This is a genomic window from Sphingomonas sp. Sph1(2015) (genome assembly GCF_001970915.1).
In the GTDB taxonomy this organism is placed as follows: domain Bacteria; phylum Pseudomonadota; class Alphaproteobacteria; order Sphingomonadales; family Sphingomonadaceae; genus Sphingomonas; species Sphingomonas parapaucimobilis.
Map to the genome: position 1 here is coordinate 19,968 of NZ_MQUI01000021.1, position 20,674 is coordinate 40,641.

Annotated in this window: 13 protein-coding genes; 6 read left to right on the forward strand and 7 right to left on the reverse strand. The window is 68.9% G+C overall.

What is annotated here, in order from left to right; all coding sequences use genetic code 11:
• The first annotated feature begins 9 nt into the window (after nt 1-9).
• Nucleotides 10-717, forward strand: a complete 708-nt coding sequence (locus BSZ14_RS10290; RefSeq protein ID WP_241823716.1) for a SapC family protein — start codon at nt 10-12, stop codon at nt 715-717.
• Nucleotides 714-1,718, forward strand: a complete 1,005-nt coding sequence (locus BSZ14_RS10295; protein WP_076710851.1) for a cupin-like domain-containing protein — start codon at nt 714-716, stop codon at nt 1,716-1,718. Before BSZ14_RS10290 ends, BSZ14_RS10295 begins: the two co-directional genes overlap by 4 nt.
• Here BSZ14_RS10295 and BSZ14_RS10300 read toward each other — a convergent pair.
• Nucleotides 1,715-4,174: a glycosyl hydrolase 115 family protein gene (locus BSZ14_RS10300; RefSeq protein WP_241823717.1), complete on the reverse strand. Its 2,460-nt coding sequence runs from the start codon at nt 4,172-4,174 to the stop codon at nt 1,715-1,717. The genes BSZ14_RS10295 and BSZ14_RS10300 overlap by 4 nt on opposite strands.
• 112 nt (nt 4,175-4,286) lie before the next feature.
• On the opposite strand from BSZ14_RS10300, the gene BSZ14_RS10305 reads away from it, so the two are divergent.
• On the forward strand, nt 4,287-5,531 hold the full coding sequence (locus BSZ14_RS10305; protein WP_076710853.1) for an SGNH/GDSL hydrolase family protein: 1,245 nt from the start codon (nt 4,287-4,289) through the stop codon (nt 5,529-5,531).
• Here BSZ14_RS10305 and BSZ14_RS10310 read toward each other — a convergent pair whose 3' ends face one another.
• The 4 genes from BSZ14_RS10310 to BSZ14_RS10325 form a co-directional block, all read right to left on the reverse strand.
• The gene (locus BSZ14_RS10310) at nt 5,532-7,934 is read right to left on the reverse strand and encodes a TonB-dependent receptor (protein ID WP_338012086.1); all 2,403 of its coding nucleotides are present in this window, start codon (nt 7,932-7,934) and stop codon (nt 5,532-5,534) included. It lies immediately after the preceding gene.
• On the reverse strand, nt 7,931-8,872 hold the full coding sequence (locus tag BSZ14_RS10315) for a FecR family protein (protein ID WP_042482674.1): 942 nt from the start codon (nt 8,870-8,872) through the stop codon (nt 7,931-7,933). The genes BSZ14_RS10310 and BSZ14_RS10315 overlap by 4 nt, the downstream gene beginning before the upstream one ends.
• Nucleotides 8,869-9,363: an RNA polymerase sigma factor gene (locus BSZ14_RS10320; RefSeq protein WP_042482677.1), complete on the reverse strand. Its 495-nt coding sequence runs from the start codon at nt 9,361-9,363 to the stop codon at nt 8,869-8,871. The genes BSZ14_RS10315 and BSZ14_RS10320 overlap by 4 nt, the downstream gene beginning before the upstream one ends.
• Before the next feature lie 140 nt (nt 9,364-9,503).
• Nucleotides 9,504-12,653 carry an autotransporter outer membrane beta-barrel domain-containing protein gene (locus BSZ14_RS10325; protein WP_076710855.1) on the reverse strand — a complete coding sequence of 1,050 codons (3,150 nt, stop codon included), beginning with the start codon at nt 12,651-12,653 and terminating at the stop codon, nt 9,504-9,506.
• A 277-nt stretch (nt 12,654-12,930) separates the two neighbouring features.
• On the opposite strand from BSZ14_RS10325, the gene mgtE reads away from it, so the two are divergent.
• A complete protein-coding gene (gene mgtE / locus BSZ14_RS10330) occupies nt 12,931-14,289 on the forward strand; it encodes a magnesium transporter (RefSeq protein WP_076710856.1) in 1,359 nt (452 codons plus the stop codon).
• 125 nt (nt 14,290-14,414) lie between these two features.
• On the opposite strand, the gene BSZ14_RS10335 is transcribed toward mgtE, so the two are convergent.
• Both BSZ14_RS10335 and BSZ14_RS10340 read right to left on the reverse strand, forming a co-directional pair.
• A complete protein-coding gene (locus tag BSZ14_RS10335) occupies nt 14,415-15,263 on the reverse strand; it encodes a glycoside hydrolase family 16 protein (protein WP_241823722.1) in 849 nt (282 codons plus the stop codon).
• A gap of 46 nt (nt 15,264-15,309) precedes the next feature.
• Entirely contained in the window at nt 15,310-16,113 is an 804-nt protein-coding gene (locus BSZ14_RS10340; protein ID WP_076710873.1) for an SDR family NAD(P)-dependent oxidoreductase, read from the reverse strand.
• A 204-nt stretch (nt 16,114-16,317) separates the two neighbouring features.
• Here BSZ14_RS10340 and BSZ14_RS10345 point away from each other — a divergent pair, with 204 nt between their 5' ends.
• A complete protein-coding gene (locus BSZ14_RS10345) occupies nt 16,318-19,497 on the forward strand; it encodes a helicase-related protein (protein ID WP_241823718.1) in 3,180 nt (1,059 codons plus the stop codon).
• A gap of 65 nt (nt 19,498-19,562) precedes the next feature.
• The gene (gene mgrA / locus BSZ14_RS10350) at nt 19,563-20,639 is read left to right on the forward strand and encodes an L-glyceraldehyde 3-phosphate reductase (RefSeq protein ID WP_076710858.1); all 1,077 of its coding nucleotides are present in this window, start codon (nt 19,563-19,565) and stop codon (nt 20,637-20,639) included.
• Nucleotides 20,640-20,674: the final 35 nt, after the last annotated feature.

A 20,674-nucleotide genomic window follows, 5' to 3' on the forward strand; every position in this document is an offset into this window, starting at 1 on the left:
CCAGAGGGGATGAAGGGATCGACCGGCATGGCCGAAATGGAATTGCTCGACAGCGCGCGTCATGCGGCCCTGCGCGTCTCCGCCGCCCCCGATGCGGGGCGGCACTTCGTCCAGCTGGTCGCCGACGAATTTCTGCCCGCCGCGCTGCATTACCCGATCCTGATGGCTCGCCATCCCGAGACCGGCGATCTGTATCCCGGCGCATTGATGGGGCTGGTGCCGGATGAAAATCTCTGTCTCGCCCCGAACGGCACGCTGGCGGAGTATAGACCCGCCGATCTGGAACGGCAGGGCTTCTACGTCTCGGGCGAGAATATCGCGATCGACGTGCATCATCCTGCGCTGACCCAGCTGGGCGGCGCGGCCGTGTTCGACCAGGACGGCGGCCCGGCCCCTGCGCTTCGCCGGGTCCAGGCGGCGTTGCGGCGGCTGCATGTCGGCCTACCGGAGACCGAGCAGTTCCTGCGGCGGCTGGAGGAGAACAGGCTGGTCGAGCCGATCGACCTGAACTTCCAGTTCGACAATGGCGAAAGCCTACGGCTCGACTCGCTCTACACGATCAGCCTGGATGCGGTTCACGCGCTTCCCGACGAGGTCGCGCTGACGTTGTTCCGGTCGGGCGACCTCCAGCTCATCTATGCGATCACCGGATCGGTCCGGCATATCCCGACGCTGGCCCGGCGGCGCAACGAGCGGCTGAGCGGCCTCACCCGATGACCCAGGCGGCGGCCGAGATCGACCGTGCGGCACTGGACGGGCATGACGCCTTTCGGCGGCTGGTCGTCGAGCCGTGCCGCCCGGTCGTCATTCACGGCGCGGCGTCGGACTGGCCGCTGGCCAAAGTCGCAAAGGCAGGCGGTGACGCCCTGACCTCCTATCTCGCGCGCTTCGATGCGGGTCGGCAGGTCGAGGCGTTAGTCGGCGATGCGGCGATCAGCGGCCGCTACGATTATAATGACGACCTGTCGGGCTTCAATTTCCGGCGACAGGCGATGCCGCTGGGCCAGGCGGTGGGGCGCATCGCGGCGGGAAGCGACAGCGAGACGCTTTATGTCGGCTCCCTGCCGATCACCAACACCCTGCCCGGTCTGGCCGAGGACAACCGCCTGCCCTTCGCGCCGCCGGGTGTGTCGCCGCTGATCTGGATCGGCCACGCGTCGACCGTCGCCTGCCATTACGACATGATGGACAATATCGCCTGCGTGGTGGCCGGGCGGCGGACCTTCACCTTGTACCCCCCCGACGCGATCGGCGACCTCTATGTCGGCCCCATCGACCATACGATGGCGGGTCAGCCCGTCGCCCTCGCCGCCGGCGCCGAACCCGGCGATCCGCGCTATCCCCGGTTCGAGCAGGCGCGCGACCGGGCGATCACCATCGAGCTGGGGCCAGGCGATGCGCTCTACATGCCCAAGCTCTGGTGGCACCGCGTCGAGGCGACGGGCACGCTCAACATCCTGGTCAATTACTGGTGGGACGCCTTCCCGGTCGCGCCGGACCAGCCCTTCCCGACCATGCTCCTCGCGATGAGCGCGATCGCGGGCCGACCGCCCGCCGAGCGAGCCGCCTGGCGGGCCTGGTTCGACCATTATGTCTTCCGCCCCGACGGCCACCCGCTCGCCCATCTGCCCAAGGATCGCCACGGAATTCTAAGTGACGGTCCGGACCATGCCAAGATGGTCCGGGCGCACGCGATGCGGATGCTCCGAGCAGGTTAGCGCGGGCTGAGCGTCACTCCCTCGACCACCACTTCGGGATCGACCAGCCATAGGGTGACGCGGTGCTTGCCCGCAGACAAAGCGGCCAGCACGGTCGAGGCGACGCGCCGATTCTCGATCACCGACCGGCCCCAGCTCTCTTCGGTCTCGGCCGCCATCAGGTTCAGGACGACCGGCGCGCCGTCATCGACGGAAACCGCTACCCGGTGCTTGCCGCCGCCGCGCACGTCCAGGCCGGGCGCCGCGATCACGCCCAGCGTCACCGGCCCGCCCTTCGTCCAGTTCACGTTATAGACGATATGCGGGCTGTCGCCGCCGGGCCGCTCGATAATGGGTGCGGTGGTCGGCGTCGCGACCATCGCCGCGCCTTCCGCAGTGAAGCCCGCCACACGCTGCCACTTGATGCCACGGCCGTCGACCGGCCGACCGGCATCGGCCGCTATCCTGACCAGAGGCTCCGGCGCGACCGGCGGCAGCGGCAACGGCTTTTCGAGCGTCGCCAGCGCAGGCATCACATCGCGGTCGGGCTGCTGCCATCCGGTATAGCCGATATGGGTCTGGGCCATCATGCTGGTCCATTTGCCGTCCGCGGTATCGACCTCGTAGCGGCGACGGATCGCGGCATCCTGCGCGAAATAGCCGCGCGCCGCGTCCGCGAAGCGCTTCGCCTTGGCGGCATCCCCTATCTGCGCCGCCGCGCGATTGGCGGCGACCGCTTCGTACAGCCGGTGGAGATTGGTCATCGCCTCGATCCGGTGGAGCACCAGCTCGTAATAGGCATCACGCAAAGGGGCGCGCAGCGTCGCCTCGACCCGGCGGGCCTGCGCATCCAGCGCGTTCCATTCGCCCAGCACCCGCGCCCATTCGCCATCGGCATAGCCATAAGTCGTCGCATCGATCAGTTCGGGCTTACGGCGACTGGCCAGCTGGCCATAGCGGGTCAGGAGCGCACCGATCTCGGCCCCGTGCGCCGCGCCGAACTGCTCGCTGGCCCAGCGCACCGGATAGGCCTGCATCGTGGCCAGATCCATGCGCTTCGGGTTCCAGGCCATGTCGAGGAAGAAGCTGATCGGATATTCCATCGGCTTCAGGTCGCCGACATTCACGATCCACAGACGATCCGCGCCATAATCGTCGGCCATCCGCATCTGCTGCCAGACGCGCGGGATGGCGTTGGTGTCGAGCCACTTGTAGTTGCGTGGCCCGCCGACATAATCGAAGTGGTAATAGACACCCGCACCGCCCGCCCGGCGCTCCCCGATCGGCGGCAGGCGGCGGATATTGCCCCAATTGTCATCGGCGAACAGCAGGGTCACGTCGTCGGGGACGCGCATCCCCTTGTCGTAATAGTCCTGCACCTCCTTGTAGAGCGCCCAGACCTGTGGCGTCTCGGCTGCCGGGCGCCCGGTCACGTCGGTGATGATCTGGCGCTGGTCGCGAACGATCCGCTCCAGCAGGTCGGTCGCGGTACCCTCGGTCATCGGCTCGTCGCCGTCACCACGCATGCCGATGGTCACGGGGTCCTCGGCCTTGCCGCGCCGCTCGATTCCCTTGCGCCAGAAGGCCCGGAGGGTGGCGGCGTTCTTGGTATAGTCCCACGGCCCGCTGCCCTCGCGCTTCCAGTCGGCCTGGGCGCGCTGCATCGGTTCATGGTGCGAGGTGCCGAGCAGCACCCCCATTTCCTGCGCCAGCGGGGCGGAGGCGGGGTCGTCCTCCCATAGCGACTTGCCCCACATGGCGGGCCAGATGAAATTGGCCTTGGAACGGAGCAGCAGGTTGAACACCTTCTCATAGGCCAGGTGGTTGACCCCGCCGAACCTGGTGCGTGCCCAGTTGCCGAAGCCCGGTTCTTCATCGTTGATGAAGATGCCACGATATTTGACGACCGGATGATCCGCGACGCGCCCTGCCGTCAGATAGAGGGTCGGGTGACGTTGCGCGGGTACATCGGCCCACCAGGTCCAGGGGCTGACGCCCGCCTTCGCACTGATGTCGTACAGGCCGAAGATCGTGCCGCGCCGATCCGATCCGGCGATGACCAGCGCGCGCGCCACGCCGGGCGCGGGGTTGTCGACCACCTGCTCGACATAGCCCTCCCACTGGCCGCCAAGGCCCGTGACGTCCAGCTTGCCCGCCTTTACCAGCGCATCGATCAGCGCGCTGTGGCCCAGCGTCCCGGCGATCACCGTCGCGCCGCCCGAAACCTCGCGGGCGAGCCGGACATCGCCGCCGCCGACCGCTTTCAGGTCGGCGACCAGATCCCTCGCGGCCCGCGCGACGCCGGGCTCGTCACCCGGATCGATAACGACCGTCGCGACGCGCCCCGGCATCAGCAGCGACAGCGCACCCGCCGTTGCCCGCCCGCATGCCGCGACCGGCCCACGACAATCGGGCGCGGCCCAGGCGGCACCGGGGACCAACGCCAGCAGCGCGGCCGACAAAAACAGGTGGCGCATCATATCTCTCCCGGCCCCGTCGTTCGACCGCGAGGCGTTCTTCGTTGGATTTCCCATCCGTTATCGCTACCATCCGGGCAAGCCGCAAGCGCGGATCGACGAATGAGAGAGGATGCGGATGACGCCGTTCAGCCATTTCTACCGGGCCACAGGGCTGATCGCGGTCGCCATGGCGATGACGGCCGCCGCGCCGATGCAAAGCGCACGCTGGACCCCCGCCTGGGGTTCGTCGCAGATGCGGATCGACGGCGCGAATGCCGAAAAGCTTGCCAAGGCCGGTCCCGCCACCATCCGCCAGATCATGCACCTGACTGCCAGCGGAAAGACGCTGCGGCTGCGGCTGTCCAACGTCGCGGGGACCACCCCACTGAAGATCGGCGCGGCGAGCATCGGGTTGGCGACGCCGGGCCGTTCGGACGTGCCCGCGATCCTGCCGGTGCGCTTCGACGGCGCGGCGGCCGTGATCGTGCCGCCGGGAGCCGAGCTCTATTCCGATCCCGTCACGCTGCCGGTCGAGGCGGGGCGCGACGTGGCGGTCAGCCTGTTCTTCTCCGAGGCCGTCACCACCCCGACCGGCCATTCGGGCGCGCGCTCGAAGACCTTTCTGATCGCGGGCGATGCCACCGCGCGGACCGCCCTGCCCGACGCGCAGGTGATCGGGGGCTGGTGGGGCCTGTCGGATATCGAGATACGCGACGCCGTTCAGAAACAGACGGTCGTGACGATCGGCGACTCGATCACTGATGGCTATGGCATCACCGACGACAGCAACACCCGCTGGCCCGACGATCTGGCACGGCGGCTGGCGGCCTCGCCCGCGACGCGGCATTTCTCGGTCGTCAATGCCGGGATCGGCGGCAACCGCGTGCTGCTCGACGGGCTCGGCCCCAATCTGATGGCCCGCTTCGACCGCGACGTGATCGCCCGACCGGGCGTCACCCATGTGGTCCTGCTGGAGGGCGTCAACGATCTGGGCGTCATGACCCGCGAACAGCCGGTCGATGCCGCCACGCATCAGGCGATGGTGCGCCGGATCACCCAGGCCTATCGCCAGCTGGCCGAGCGCGCGCACGCCCATGGCATCAAGCTGATCGTCGGGACGATCACGCCGTTCCAGGGCAATGACTATTATCACCCCGGCCCGGAAACCGAGGCCGACCGGCAGGCGATCAACCGCTTCATCCGCACGGCGGGCATTTTCGATGGCGTGGTCGATTTCGACCGGGTGGTACGCGATCCGGCCAAGCCCGACCGGCTGCTCCCCGCTTATGATACGGGCGATCACCTGCACCCCAGCATGACCGGCTATCGCGCCATGGCCGATGCCATCCCCCTGTCGCTGTTCACGCGCCGTTGATCAGAAGGCGGCGTCCAGCCCGATCCGAAGCGTGCGCGGCCGCAGCGGCGTCACCTGATCGCGTCCCGTCGTAAAGGGTGTGCCCAGCGCGAAGCGGTTGCCGCGCACATCGGCCAGGTTGGTGATCCCCGCCGTCACGCCGTAGCGGCCCAGCCCCAGCCGCGCGGTGACGCCGCTGTCGAGATAGCTGCCCTGCTGCTCGCCCAGGATCGGCCCGACGCCCAGCCGCGACGATCCGACATAGCGTAGCCAGCCGTCGACGCGCAGGTCATGGCCGCTCGCCAGCGTCCGGCGATAGACCGCCCCCGCCCGCCCGGTGAAGCGCGCGATATTGGGGATCTGACTCAACCGCGCGAGGATCGTCGCCCGGTCGGCGGCCATTCCGTCCATCAGCGCAAAGGCCTGCGCGCTCGACGGCTCGTCGATGTGGCTGTCATTGTAGGAGACCGCGCCCTCCACCCGCAGCCCCGGGGCGATACGGAAGCCCGCCAGCGCCTCGATCGTCCACAGCTGGCCGTCGCCGATATTTGCGGTGCTGGGCAGGCCGGCGGCGTCGATGAAGTCGGCCTGGATGTCGCGCCATGCCGTGTGCGCCAGCGTCAGCGATCCGTCGAAGCGGTCCCGCCCCGGCTGTCCGCTGCGCAGGCCCGCCTCGATGGTCGCGACCCGGTCGTTGCGGAAACGGCGGACCAGCGGCCCCTCGATCGTCAATCCGCCCGGCCGAAAACCCTGCTGATAGCGCAGGAACAGCTGCGCCCCCGGCGTCAGGTCGATCAGCGCCGAGGCGGAGGGCAGCAGGATCGTCTGCGCCCGCCGCGCCGTCACTTCGCGCAGCCGCGCCAGCGCCTGAAGCGATAGAGCGAGCGGCAGATCCTCTCCCTCCCCGTCAAGCACCGACCGGGTGACACGCAGGCCGCCGGTGGTCAGGAGGCCGGGCAGCAACCGCAGGCTCGCCTCGCCATAGAGTGTCGCCTCCTCCACCGTGTTGACGACGCCGGTGCGCGGCAGCAACTCACCCAGCTCGCCGAACAAGCGGGTCAGGCGGGTGCGGTTGTGGACATAGCTGAACCCCGCCAACCAGCCCGATCCATCCGGCGCGGAGTACCAGGCACGGGTTTCATTGGCCTGCATCCGGGTCGCATTGGCCTGGGCGAACAGCTGGACGGGGCCACCCGGCGGCGTCGCGTCATAGCGCTCCATCAGGTCATGGGCGGTGATGCCGCTGCTGGAGCGGAAGCGCACCTGCCCCATCCGGCCGGACAGGATCAGCTGCGCTTGCCCGAAATCGGCGGAAAATCCTTCGGTGACGGGGGCGGAGCGGGTCAGCGGCGGACCGTCGCGATCGGCATATTGGCTGTCGGCGCCGCGGATATGCTGGCCGATCCCGACCGCCTCGATGCTCCAGCCGCCGCCCAGATCGGCCTTCACCGCCGCGCGACCGCCCGCAATCCGGGTGCGGTTGACGTCGGTGCAACCGAGCAGCGGCTTGTCGATATAGCCGCCCTCGCTCGCGCTGTCGGCGACCAGGCGAATCGCCAGCCGGTCGGCGATGACGGGCAGGTTCAGCACCGCCTGCGCATCCGCCCCCGGCGCACCGTTGGTGGTGGCCGAGCCACCGAGCATTGCCGAACCCCCGAACCGCGTCGGATCGGGCGCATTGGGCACCAGGCGGATCAAGCCGCCCAGCGATCCCGCACCGTAAAGCGTGCCCTGCGGCCCTTCCAGCACCTCGACCGCCGCCAGATCGGCCAGCCGCAGGTCGGGATCGGGGGCATTGTAGCTGAGGCGCAGGTCGCCGAAATATTGCCCCACCGTCGCCTGGGTCGGGCCGGTGAAGCTGGAATCGGCAATGCCCCGAATGAACAGCTTGTTGCGCCCCGCGCCCAGATAGGTGGAGGCGATGGCGGTCATCCGGTCGGCCAGCTTCGATGTGCCGCCCGCCCCGCCCAATTCCAGATCGGCCCCGGCCACCTGCACCACCTGCCCCGCAAAGTGATCGCGGGTCGTGTCGCGCTTGCTGGCGGTGACGACGACATCCTCGCCCTGTACATCCGCTGGCGGCCGGGGCCGGGGACGCGGCCCTGGCTTGGGTGCGGGCGAATGAAGGCGGGGCCTCAGTCGCCAGCTACCCGGCCCCAGCGCCTCGACCCGTGCGCCGCTGCCCCGTGCGATGACGGCGAGCGCCTGCTCGACCGAAAAGGCCCCGCGCAGGGAAGGCACCGGGCGACGCCACAACCCGGCATCGGGGACCACGATATTGGCACGCGCCGCGCGGCCGAGCGCCATCACCTGCGCCCCCACGGTTCCGGCAGGCAGGTCGAGCGAAACGCGATCGGCGGCGATCGCGGGCATCGCCGCCGCCATCGCCACCAGACCGCCGATCCCGCCCCCGATGGATCTCACTCGCGCGGTTCCAGCGTCCAGCCGGTCGCCGCCCGCCGCACCCTCACATCCATCAGCGGCCCCAGCACCGCCGGATCGCGCCGGACCGCTTCCAGGTCGATCGTCCCCCGGAAAGGCCGCGCGGCGATGGCGGGCGCGACCGTCACCGGCTGGGCCAGGAAGCGCGACACATCCTCCGCCACCATGCCCAGCGGCGCGCCGTCAAAGGCCAGCCTGCCCTCGCGCCAGCCGCCGACTTCATCGGGCGGCACGCTCGAGCGGACCAGATGGTCGCCGTCGACCGTCACCGCCTGCCCGGCGTCGAGGCGGAGCGCCGCTCCCTTGGGGTCGACCATCACCGCCCCCTGGGCCACAGCGACACGGGTCTGCCGACCCATGCGAACATCGAAGACCGTGCCCAGATCGACCAGGGCCAGCGTCCCGGCCTGGACCGCGAAGGGGTGCTGCGCATCGTGCCGCACCTGGAACAGCGCCTGCCCATGCGCCAGCACCGCCCGGCGTGGTTCGGCACGGTCCAGCTCGACCCGGCTCAGCCCCGCCAGGGTGACGCTGCTGCCGTCGGACAGTGGGACGCGGCGGGTTTCCCCGGCGGCCGTCTCGACCGCATAGGGCTGGGACCGATCCTGCCAGGCGGTCACGCCGATCGCACCGACCAGGGCCGCCGCCATGGCCCCGCCGACCCAGCGCCGTGGATGCCGCCGCACAGGCTCCCGCTCGACGACGACAGGCGCCGCGACATCGGGTTGCGCCGCCAGCGCTTCCGCGGCGTCCAACAGGGTCGCGGCCGCGCGGTCGTAGCGCTCGGCATGACCGGGATCGGCCTCCAGCCAGTCGGTAAAGGCGTCCCAGTCGGCGCGGGCCGGATCGGCCATGCGCAGCGCCCAGTCGAGCGCGACCGTATCGACGCTATTCGTGGGCAAAGTGCGGTCCTGGCTCATCCGATCCGTTCCTTCAGTGCGGCCAGCGCATGGGCCGCCATACGGAGATCGCTTTCGATAGTGCTGATGCTGACACCCAGCTCGGCCGCCACCTGACGCTGGGGGATACCGTCGACCCGGACGCGGCGAAAGACGGTGGCCGGTCGATCACCCAAAGCCGCCAGCGTGGCAGCGACCTGTTCGGCGGTCTGCCGCGCCGCCACTGCGCGTTCGGCACCGGGGGGCGGCTCGGCACCCTCCCCTTCCGCCCAATCCCGCTCGCGCAGCTCGGCCTGTCGCCGCGACCGATAGCGGTCGATCATCAACATGTCGGCCGCACGGTAGAGATAGGCCAGCGGATTGCCGATCGGCCCGTCCATCCGGCCCGCCACCTTCAGCCACAGGTCCTGCACCAGATCCTCCGCCACATCGCCCGCCCCGCGCGCCGTCAGGAAACGGACGAGCTTGTCGCGATTGGCAAGGAAAACGGCCTCAAGCCCGGTGGGCGGCATGGTGGAAACCGGCAAAATCAAATGGGAGTGCCGCCGTGTAGACGAAGCAGGCTCCCGTGAAAAGGAGCCCCACCGGGACGCATGGTGGGGCTCCTGCCGTCCGCGCGCGCTACAGGGGGGATGCACGCGGACGAACCCTGTCAGAAGGCGAATTGCAGGGCGGCGCGCGCCGACAGCGCGACATTGCCCAGCCGCTGTTCGGCGTTCACCTCGCCGCTCAGGCGGATCTCGCTGGTGCCGGTGATCGCACGCACCCGCCCGACCCAGCCGCCGTCGCGGGCTTCGGGATCGAGGATGAAGGGCGTGCCGTCGCCGAAGCTGGCGACCGTCCGGCCGAGCGTGCCCGCGATCCGCTCGCGCCGACCGCCCTCGACCTCCAACCGGCTCCACTGCGAATAGCGGTCATTGCCCCCGAAGTTGATGCCCGCCGCGACGCTGGCGGTCAGCGCGAGTTCGTCGCTGGTCCGCTTGCGCACCGTCAGGTCATAGCCGGTGCCGCCGCCCGTCTCGCGGTAAGCATCCTCGTTCAGCCGGTAATAGTCGACCGCCAGGATGGGCCGCACGTTGAACTGGCCGACCCAATGCTCCCACGACACCGAGCCGGAACCGGAATAGAGCATACCCTTCCAATCGGCGGTGGCGCGGCGCTGCACCGCCTCGGTCCCGATCACTCCGTCGAACTGGCGCTGCGAGTCGAAGGACAGGAACGCCGCCGAGCCGCGCGCCTGCGCCGCCAGCGCACCCCAGCGGGCGCGCCAGAAACCGGCCAGCTCATATTGGCTGTGGTTGACGCGGTTGACCGCGGTCCCCTCATTGTCGCGGCCATTCATATACGAGAGCGAGGCACCGAAATTGCCCGCATCGGTCTTGCGCTCGATCCCGCCGCTGATGCCCCAGCCGCGCACGTCATAGCTGCGGGTCGAGCGTGTGCGCTTGGATGCGTCCCAGCCGAGCGGGGTCAGCCAATATCCCCATTTGCCTTCCTCGCTGAACTCGCCCGCCGGTTCGCGAAGCTGCGCCGCCGCCGCGCGCGAGGCCAGCGTCACGCCCTCGAACACGCTGCCGGTATAGTTGGGCAGCATCTGTTCGACGGCGCCCCGGAAGGCCGCGCCGTCATAGATGCCCCGAATCGCGTCGGACAGCTTGGCGTCGCGGCCGATCGCGGCGTCGATCGAGTCGAAGGCGCTGACGCCCGCGTTGTTGAGGCCGAGTTCGGTCTTGGCCTTGCGGCTGACCTCGACCGCGATCTCGTTGGGCTGTGCCGCGACGATCGCGCCCTTGTAGAGGAAGGGCATGGCCGAGGGGGCGAGCGTCAGGTTGTTCGCGCCGGTCAGCGTGCCGGACCGCAGCACGACATAGCGGCCGGTCACGTCGGTCCCGCCCGACACGCGCAGCGCCAGCTGGCTGTTCGCGCCGATCGTCGTCGCCCCGCCGACCTGGATCAGGTTGGCGGTCGGGTTCGCCTTGTCGAGCGCGACGCTGAGGATCGACTGATTCCCCAGGCTGAGCGAGGCGATATTGGTCACGCCATTCGCCGCGAAGGTGCCGCCGCCATTCGCGACCGTCACCGCGACATGCGACGCGTTGGCAAGACGCCCGGCAAAGACGCCCTTGCCGGTGATCGCCAGCAGGTCCTGCCCCTGCCCTGCGAAATCCGCCACACCGTTGAAGCGCGCGGTATCGCCGATGGTCAGCGTGTCTGCCCCGGCGCCGAAAGTCGCGGTGCCCGCATAGGTGCCGGTGCCGCTCATCTCCAGCCGGTTGGTGCCGGTGCCGAAGCTGACATCGCCGCTGACCGAGCCCGCGCCGATCTGAAGCCGGTCGTCACCGCTGCCGAAGCGGATCGCGCCGGTGATGCTGGGTGCGGCGGCTCCAGTGGCGGGAGCGATCTGGCGCACGACCGCGCCGCTGGTGTTCGCCGACAGGTCGATGGCGACACTGCGCGAACTGTCGGCGCCCGCGCCTGCGATGGTGCCTGCATTCTCGACCAGCGTCAGGCCGCCCGTGCGGTCGAGGATCGCGGTGGCGTTGGCCGAGGCGGACGCCGCCCGGATCGATCCGGTGTTGCGGATGGTCGGAACCGATGCCCCCGCCTCGATCAGGACGGCGGTGGTCAGCACGCCCGGCGTGCCGCCGCCGGTCGCCGAGATGGTACCGCCGTTGCGCAGCTCGGGCGTCGAGGCCCCCGCGGCAAAGCGGATCGCGGTCGCCTCCGCGCCATTGGCGGTCGCCTGCACCGTGCCGCCGATCGCGACGCCCTGCGCGATCTGGACATTGCCGCCCAGCCCGCCGATCGCCAGCGCGGTCGATCGCACCCCGCTATAGACCCCGGCCGAGGTGATGCGGCCATTGACGACCAGCCCGGGTGCGGGCGTCGTGCCACCGGTCGCGCCGATCACGACCGCGCGGGTCGCCGATCCGATCTGCATCGTCGGCGCCGCACCGTTGGTGACGAGGTCCGCCGCCTTGCCGGTCGCATTGCCCAGCGTGATGCCGCCCGCGACATTGCCGCCCACGACCAGCGCCGACCCGCCCTGGAGCAGATCGTCGGGGTCGAGCTTCGATACATCGGCCGGAGGCGTCGTATAGCGGTAGCCGGTCGAACCGATCCCGCCCTCGATATTCAGCGCGCCGCCGATATCGCCATCGATCCGCGCACCGACCGCGCCTTCACCGATCGCCACGATCGAGCCGCCGATGGTGACATTGCCCGACACCGCGCCCGTGCGCATGCCGACCGAGCGATCGCCCAGTATGTTGATCTTGCCCGACTGGAGCAGATTGCCGGTCAGCGGCCCGTTCAGATAGATCGCGGCCGAGTCGTTACCCTTGATGGTGATCTCACCGCCATTGGTGATATTCCCGACAAAGGCCCCCGCCGTACGGATGCCCGTCCGCCGCGCCCCTTGCGCAAAGGGACCATCCAGATCGCCATCCTTGTCGATGTCGACCGGGACGTAGTTCTCATCGATGATGATCTTGCCGGTGTTCGTGATCTCGCCCTTCACGCCCGCCGCCGCACCGATACCGACCGCATCATTGGCGCCGGTCGTCTGGATCGTCCCGGCGTTGCTCAGCTTGTTGTTGCTGTCGAGCGTGACGGCGGTGCCGCTGCCGGTCGTCACCACGCTGCCCGCGGCAACGATGCTGACGTCGGCGGCGGCACCGTTGTTGACGGTGGCGCTACGAACCGGCGTGGTCCGCTTGGAGTCGATCACGGTCTGGGCCGAGGCGGCCGTCCCCGCCGCCAGTGCGAGGGTGGCGGTCGAGGCGAAGAGCAGGCGATGCACGGATAAGGTCCCCTTTATGTGCCTTTGCCCTTCCAGACGGAGCCGCGCGGCCGAAACCTTGGTGCCCGGATTAAAATTTCGTCACGTCGTGCGCGGGTGTTGACGATTGCAGCCTTGAGGATCAGAGGGCGGCTCAGGCGTGGGAGCCCCCACGCCGTTCCAGAAAGCGAGAACATGTCCAGCGACAGTTCCAGTAGCGCCGCACGCCTCGGGGTCGTCCGCTAGTTTTCGTAACTGGCTTTCGTCCGCCCCGGGTCGTGCGGACGAAAGGTTTGAAATGGTCAACGATCTGATTGCCGGTGTCGCCGCCGGTTTCCGTTCCTCCCGGCGCGGCCTGTCCATCGCCGATCTCGTCGATACGCTGCAGTCGCTTTCCGTCGAGGAAGCGGCCGATGCGCTGACGCAAATGCCCGACGCGCGTGCCGTCGCGGTGCTCGACAGCCCGGAACTGCGCTCGGCCGCCGATATCCTGGCGCATCTGACCCCGGCGCGCGCCGCCGCCCTGCTGTCGCAAATGGCCGAGGATCGCGCCGCCGACGTGCTGACCGACATGGACGAGGATGACGCCCTCGCGATCCGTGCCGAGTTGCCCGCACCCGTCCTCGCCTCGATCGACACGCTGCTGCGCTGGCCACCCGACAGCGCGGGCGGCATGATGACGACCGAATATGTCGCCTCTTCCGCCGACGCGACCGTCGCCGACGTGCTGGCGCATATCCGCACGGTCGAGCGCAGCCGCGAGACCGTCTATTCGGTTTTCCTGCTGGAGCCGCAGGGACGGCTGGTCGCCACCGTCTCGCTGCGCCAGTTGATCGCCGCCGAGCCGACGTCGCGCGCGATCGACCTGGCGCGCGGGCACGATCCGATCACCGTCGCCCCGACCACCGACCGGGAGGAGGTCGCGCATCTGATCCGCCGCCACGACCTGCTGGCGCTGCCCGTGGTCGACGAACAGGGCCGCCCGATGGGGATCGTCACTGTCGACGACGTGCTGGACGCGCTGGTCGCCGCGCATACCGAGGACACGCAGAAGTTCGGCGGCGTCGAGGCGCTGGACGGCCCCTATCTGGAAACCGGCTTCCTCGCGATGATCCGCAAGCGCGCCGGGTGGCTGAGCATCCTGTTCTTCTCGGAAATGCTCACCGCCAGCGCGATGCAGCATTTCGAGAGCGAGCTGGAGCGCGCGGTCGTGCTGACCCTGTTCATCCCGCTCATCATGAGTTCGGGCGGCAATAGCGGCAGCCAGGCGACCTCGCTGATCATCCGGGCGCTGGCGCTGGGGCAGGTCCGCCTGCGCGACTGGTGGAGGGTGGCGCTGCGTGAGCTTCCGGCGGGCATGACTCTGGGGGCAATCCTGGGGCTGCTGGGCATGGCGCGGATCGCGCTGTGGCAAACCCTGGGTTTCTACGACTATGGGCCGCATTGGGTGCTGGTGGCGACCACGGTCGGCACCGGGCTGGTCGGCATCGTGACCTTCGGCTCGCTGGCCGGATCGATGCTGCCCTTCCTGCTGCAACGCCTGGGCTTCGATCCCGCCAGCGCCTCGGCGCCGTTCGTGGCGACGCTGGTCGATGTGACCGGGCTGGTGATCTATTTCAGCATCGCGCTCGCCATCCTGTCGGGTACGCTCCTGTAATTCCTCCCCGTTACGGGGAGGTGGCAGCGCACAGCGCTGACGGAGGGGGGCTTCCTCATTAGACAGTCCTCGCGGCGATCCCCCTCCACCAGCTTCGCTGGTCCCCCTCCCCGTGCCGGGGAGGATTATTTTGCCTGCCAATACCGCACATAATCCACCTTCATCGCCTGGGGCAGCGCGGCATCGTCCACGCCCCTCTGCCCGCCCCAGTCGCCCCCGACCGCCAGGTTGAGGATCAGCGAATAGGGGCGCGTGAACGGCCAGGCCGCCGCGCCGCCCGGCTGGTCGTTCTTCACGCGCATAAAGGCGCGCCCGTCGACACCGATGGTGATCGTCCCGGGCGTCCATTCCAGCTGATAGCGGTGATAGCCCGTACACGCCCCCGCCACGCGCACCTCGGCGCCGCGCTGTGTCTTCAGCCGGTGGTTGAAGGCGGCGGAATGCACCGTGGCGTGGATCACCTCGGGGTCGAAGCCGACCATATCCATGATGTCGATCTCCCCGCCATCGGGCCAGCGCGATCCATCCATCGGCAGCAGCCAGATGGCGGGCCACATGCCGCGCCCGCAGGGCAGCTGCGCGCGTACCTCGTAAAAGCCGTATCCCAGCGTCTGCTTCGTCACGAGCTTGGCGGAGCTATAGCGCTGGCCGCCCCAATCGGCTTCCTTACGCAGCGCCTCGGCCCGCGCTTCGATGACCAGCGCGCCCTTTTCGATCCGGGCATTGGTCCCGTCGGGACCGGCATAATATTGCAGCTCGTGATTGGGCCAGCCCGTCCTGTTCTGGCCCGTGTCCCAGCGCCAGCGGCGCGTGTCGATCGACCCGTTGAACTCGTCTCCGAAGCTGGGCCGCGTGGCCGGGGCCACCATAGCCCCGTCATAGGCATAGTTGGTCGCACCAAGCGACGGTGTATCCATCTGTTGCGCGGACGCCCCGGTGGCCAGCAGCGTCACGCCCGCCAGCCACCACGTCATTTTCTTCACGGTCATCCCTCCCGGCTTTTGGGGAGGGTATGGCGGATCAACCCGCGATGGTGAAGACCGAACCGGAGTCGACGCGGATGCCCGCCCCGTTGATGAAGCTCGCCCGTTCCGACACCAGGAAGGCGACGGCGGCGGCGACCTCCTCGGGACGGCCACGTCGCTTGAGCGCCATGCCGGGACGTTCCTCATCCAGGAACGTCTCGATCGCCTCGTCGAAGCTAACGCCCTTCTCCTCGGCGCGCTTCTTCATCATCTTGTCGGTCATCGGCGTCGCGATGAAGGCGGGCGAGACGGTGTTCACCAGCACATTGTCGGGGCCATAGGCCTTGGACAGTCCCTTGGCGAGGCTGAGGATACCGGCCTTCGCCGCGCAATAGGGCAGTTCGTCGACATAGGGCTGCACCGCATCCTCGGAGGCGAACAGCACGATCCGGCCCCAGCCTTTGCTTCGCATCGCCGGGATCGCCTCACGACACATGCGCACCGCGCCCATCAGGTCGATATCGATCGTCTCCTGCCAGCCCTTGTCGTCGATCTCCAGGAAGTCGCCGGTCGCGCCGGTGACGCCCGCTGCGTTCACATAGATGTCGGGATCGCCCAGCCGCTCGCGCACCTCGGCCCAGATCGCGCGGACCTGATCGGCCTGGGTCACGTCGCCCGTGACCGCGATCACCTCACCCAGAGGGGACAGCTCCTCGACCGCCTCGTCCAGCGTCCCGTCCGGCTTGTCGGTCAGCGCGACACGCACACCCGCTTCCAGCAACAGGCGCGCGGTTTCCTTGCCCATACCGGAGTCCGCGCCGCTGATGAGCGCGATGCGCCCCTTGATACCCAGATCCATCGTCATTCTCCTTGGACATTGCGGCCGGCGGCGCGTGCTGATGTCGATCATCGATACGGATCAACCGTCCCGGCCTTGAAGTGCCGAGGTCCGATAGGGTTCCGTCATTTAGCGGCGATAAGTCTTTGATCTCCGGCGGAACGGCCGACCGCCCCACCCGTTCGAAAAGCCCTGCCATATTTGCTGGAGTGCCGGTCGTTGCGCATGTTGTCCGAAGCCGAGATCGCCACCATGCCGCCCGCCGGAGACGGCCCCGTACCGCTGCCGGGCATCGCCGAACTCGCGGCGGGTGCGGCGGAACTCCTCGACCGGTCGGACATCATCCTCGCCGTCACCGACGAGACCCGCGCGCTGGGCGTGACGCGGGTGTTGGAGGCGATGGCACCCGACGCGACCCTGTTGTTCTGCCCCGGTTCCGACGCCCTGCCGGGCGACGACGCCCCCGCCTCGCCCGCCAATGTCGGGCAGCGCGTGTCGGCGCTGCATCGTGCGCAGGCGGCGTTGGCCGCAAAGGACCGCGGCCGTATCGCGCTGGTCACCTCGGGCGAAGCACTGGCCCGCGCGCTGCCGCCGCCCGAGACCTTCGCCGCCGAGCCGCCCTGTGTCGCGATCGACGACCCGTGCGATCTGGCGCAGCTCCACGCGACGCTGCTCGACCTGGGCTATATCGCCGACGAACGGGCCGACGAGCCCGGCGAAGTCGCATTGCGCGGCCATGTGCTGGACGTGTTTCCCGCCGACTCCGAACAGCCTTTGCGCATCGAGGTCGCGGAAGGCCGGATCATCGCGATCCGGTCCTACGACCCCGCCGACCAGCGCAGCACGGGCGAGATCGACCGCCGCGAACTGGGCCGGGTGGCCGAACCGCCGCTTGGCCAGACGCACACCAGCCTGCTCGACCACCTGCCGCAAGCCCGCGTCATCATCGAGCCCGCCGCCGATGAGCGTCGCCGTCGCCTGTTGCTGCTGAGCGCCGATGTCGCCAAGCGCGGATCGAAGCGCGCCGCGCGCGACATGGTCGACGAGCGTCACTGGAAGAAGGCGCTCGACCAGCGTCAAACCGCTCGCATCGCCCGCATCGCCGAACCACCGCCGCGCTTCGTCGAAAGCCGCTCGCCCCTGCGTGACTTCGCCGCCGCCGCCCGCACGGCGAAGAAGGAGGGCACACGCATCGTCCTGATCGGCAGCGAACGCGACCTGCGCTTCCTGGGCAAGCGGGTCGACAATGTCCTGCGCCAGACGGCCAGGCGTGCGGAAAACTGGCGTGACGTGGTCAAGGCCGAGGCCGGATCCCTCCTGACGCTCGTTGCGCCTGCCCAACGCGGCTTCGTGCGTGACGGCATCCTCGCGGTCAGCGCCGCCGACCTGCTCGGCAGCCGGGCCGAACGGGAGGACGGGGTCGCCCCGCATGTCGACCTGTCGCTGATGCAGACCGCCGAAATCCGCGTCGGCGACACCGTCATTCACGAAGATCACGGCATCGCCACCGTCGTCGGACTGGAGGCGATCGACGGGCAGGACGGCGTATCGGGTGACGCGATCAAGCTGGAATATGCACGCGGCACGACCCGGCTGGTCCCCGTGGTGGAGGCCGATCGGTTGTGGCGCTATGGCGGCGAGGATGACGCGGTCCGCCTCGATACGCTCGACGGCAAGAGCTGGCACGAACGGCGGCGTGGCATCGACGAAGCGATCGCGACGACCGCCCGCCAGCTGACCGATATGGCCGCCGAGCGCGCCGAACGCCATGCGCCCGTGCTCGATCCCCCCGTCGCCGATTATGAGCGGTTCGCGGCAGGCTTTCCCTATAGCGAGACGCCGGACCAGTTGGCCGCCATCGAGGCGGTCCGCGCCGATCTCGCTTCAGGCCGCCCGATGGACCGGCTGGTCGCCGGCGATGTCGGCTTCGGCAAGACCGAGGTCGCCCTGCGCGCTGCCGCCATCGCCGCACTCGCAGGACGACAGGTGGTGGTCGCCGCGCCGACCACCGTGCTGGCCCGCCAGCATCTCGACAGCTTCGCCGCGCGCTTCGAGGAGGCGGGCATCGCGGTGGCCGGCCTCTCGCGCCTGTCCACCGCCGCCGAGAAACGGAAGGTCAAGGCCGGGCTGGCCGATGGCAGTGTCCGCATCGTCATCGGCACCGGCGCGGTGGCGGCCAAGGGGGTGACCTATAAGGACTTGGCGCTGGTCATCGTTGATGAGGAACAGCGTTTCGGCGCCGCCGACAAGGCCCGGCTTCAGGCGCTGTCCTCGGGCCATGTCCTGACCCTGTCCGCCACGCCGATCCCGCGTACGCTCCAGGCCGCGCTGGTCGGCCTGCGCCAGCTGTCGATGATCGCCACCCCGCCCGCACGACGCCAGCCGATCCGTACCGCCGTCTCCACCTTCTCGCCCGAGACGTTGCGTGCCGCCCTGTTGCGGGAGCGGTCGCGTGGAGGGCAGAGCTTCGTCGTGGTGCCGCGCATCGCCGACATGGCCCCGCTTGCCGAGAAGCTCGCCCGCATCGTGCCCGAACTGGAGGTGATGCAGGCGCACGGCAAGCTGCCCGCCGCCGAGATCGACGACGTCATGGTGCGCTTCGGCCGGGGGGAAGGCGATGTGCTGCTGGCGACCAACATCATCGAGGCGGGGCTGGACGTGCCACGCGCCAACACCATGGCGATCGTCCATGCCGATCGTTTCGGCCTGGCCCAGCTCCACCAGTTGCGCGGACGCGTGGGGCGTGGGCACCGGCGGGGGCAGGTCCTGCTGTTCGCCAAGGGTGAGGACGCCATCGCGCCGCGTACCCTGAAACGGCTGCGCACGCTGGAGGCGTTCGACCGGCTGGGCGCAGGTTTCGCGATCAGCGCCCGCGACCTCGATATGCGCGGCGCGGGCGATCTGCTGGGCGATACGCAAGCCGGTCACATGCGGCTGATCGGGGTCGAGCTGTACCAGCAATTGCTGGAGGATGCGCTGCGCACCGCACGCGGCGAGACGGTCGAGCGCTGGACGCCCGAATTGCGCATCGGTGTCGAGGGTCGCCTGCCCGAGGCCTGGATCCCCGATGAGGATTTGCGCATTTCGCTCTATGCCCGGCTTGGGCGCTTACGCGACGATGCCGCGCTGGATGCGTTCGAGGCGGAACTGGAGGATCGGTTCGGCGAATTGCCGGAGGATGCCGCCACGTTGTTGGCGCTGGCCCGGTTGCGCGAGCGGATGCGGATGCGGTCGATCGCGCGGATCGATGCTGGCCCCGCCGCCATCGCGCTGACCCCGCATGGCCAGGAACCCGACCTGGGCGGTATCGAGGGGCTGGAGGAAAAGGACGGTCGTCATCTCCTGAAGGAGCGGCACGACAGTCCCGCCGATCGGCTTTCGCGGCTGGGCGCGTTGCTCGCGTGAGCCATGCCATTGGCGACGACGCCCGCGCAGCGTAGGGCCGCCCCCGAACAGAGAGGATTTTCGCCATGGCTTTTCCCGAACCCTACACCGCCGACCCCGCGCGTTACGACGGCCGGATGCCCTATCGCCGGACCGGGCGCAGCGGCCTGAAGCTGCCCGCGATCAGCCTGGGGCTGTGGCAGAATTTCGGCGGGACGGATGTCTTCGAGACGGGCCGCGCGATCCTGCGCCGGGCCTTCGACCGGGGCGTCACCCATTTCGACCTCGCGAACAATTACGGGCCGCCCTATGGCTCGGCGGAGGAGAATTTCGGGCGGGTGATGGCGAGCGATTTCGCCCGTCATCGCGACGAACTGATCCTGTCGACCAAGGCGGGCTGGGACATGTGGCCGGGTCCCTATGGCGATGTCGGTTCGTCGAAGAAGTATCTGATCGCCAGTTGCGACCAGAGCCTGAAGCGGATGGGCGTCGATTATGTCGACATCTTCTATTCGCACCGCGTCGACCCCACGACGCCGCTGGAAGAGACGATGGGTGCGCTGGTCCAGCTGCACCGGCAAGGCAAGGCGCTCTATGTCGGCATTTCCTCCTACGATGCGGGGCTGACCCGGCACGCGGCGGCGATCCTGGCGGAGGAGAAGGTGCCGCTCTTCATCCACCAGCCCAGCTATTCGATCCTGAACCGCTGGGTCGAGCCCGAGCTGTTGGCCACGCTGGAGGAGCTGGGCACGGGCTGCATCGCCTTTTCCCCGCTGGCGCAGGGCATGTTGACGGGCAAGTATCTGGACGGTGTGCCGAAGGATGCCCGCGCCAGCCGGGGTGGTTCGCTGTCGCAGTCGCTGCTGACCGAGCAAAATCTGGCCGTGATCCGGCGGCTGAACGACATCGCCCAGGCGCGCGGGCAGACACTGGCGCAGATGGCGATCGCCTGGGTTCTGCGCGATCCGCGTGTCACCTCCGCGCTGATCGGCGCACGGACGGTCGAGCAACTCGACGACTCGCTCGATGCGGTGGCGCGGCTTGATTTCACTCCCGACGAACTGGCGGCGATCAACCGGGCGGCGCAGGACGGCGGCATCAACCTCTGGGCCGAATCCTCCGACATTGCCGAGCTGCCTGCGGCGCAGGGCGTCCCGGCCTGACATTGTCGTGAGAACGGGCGGTCGCGGCCGAACCG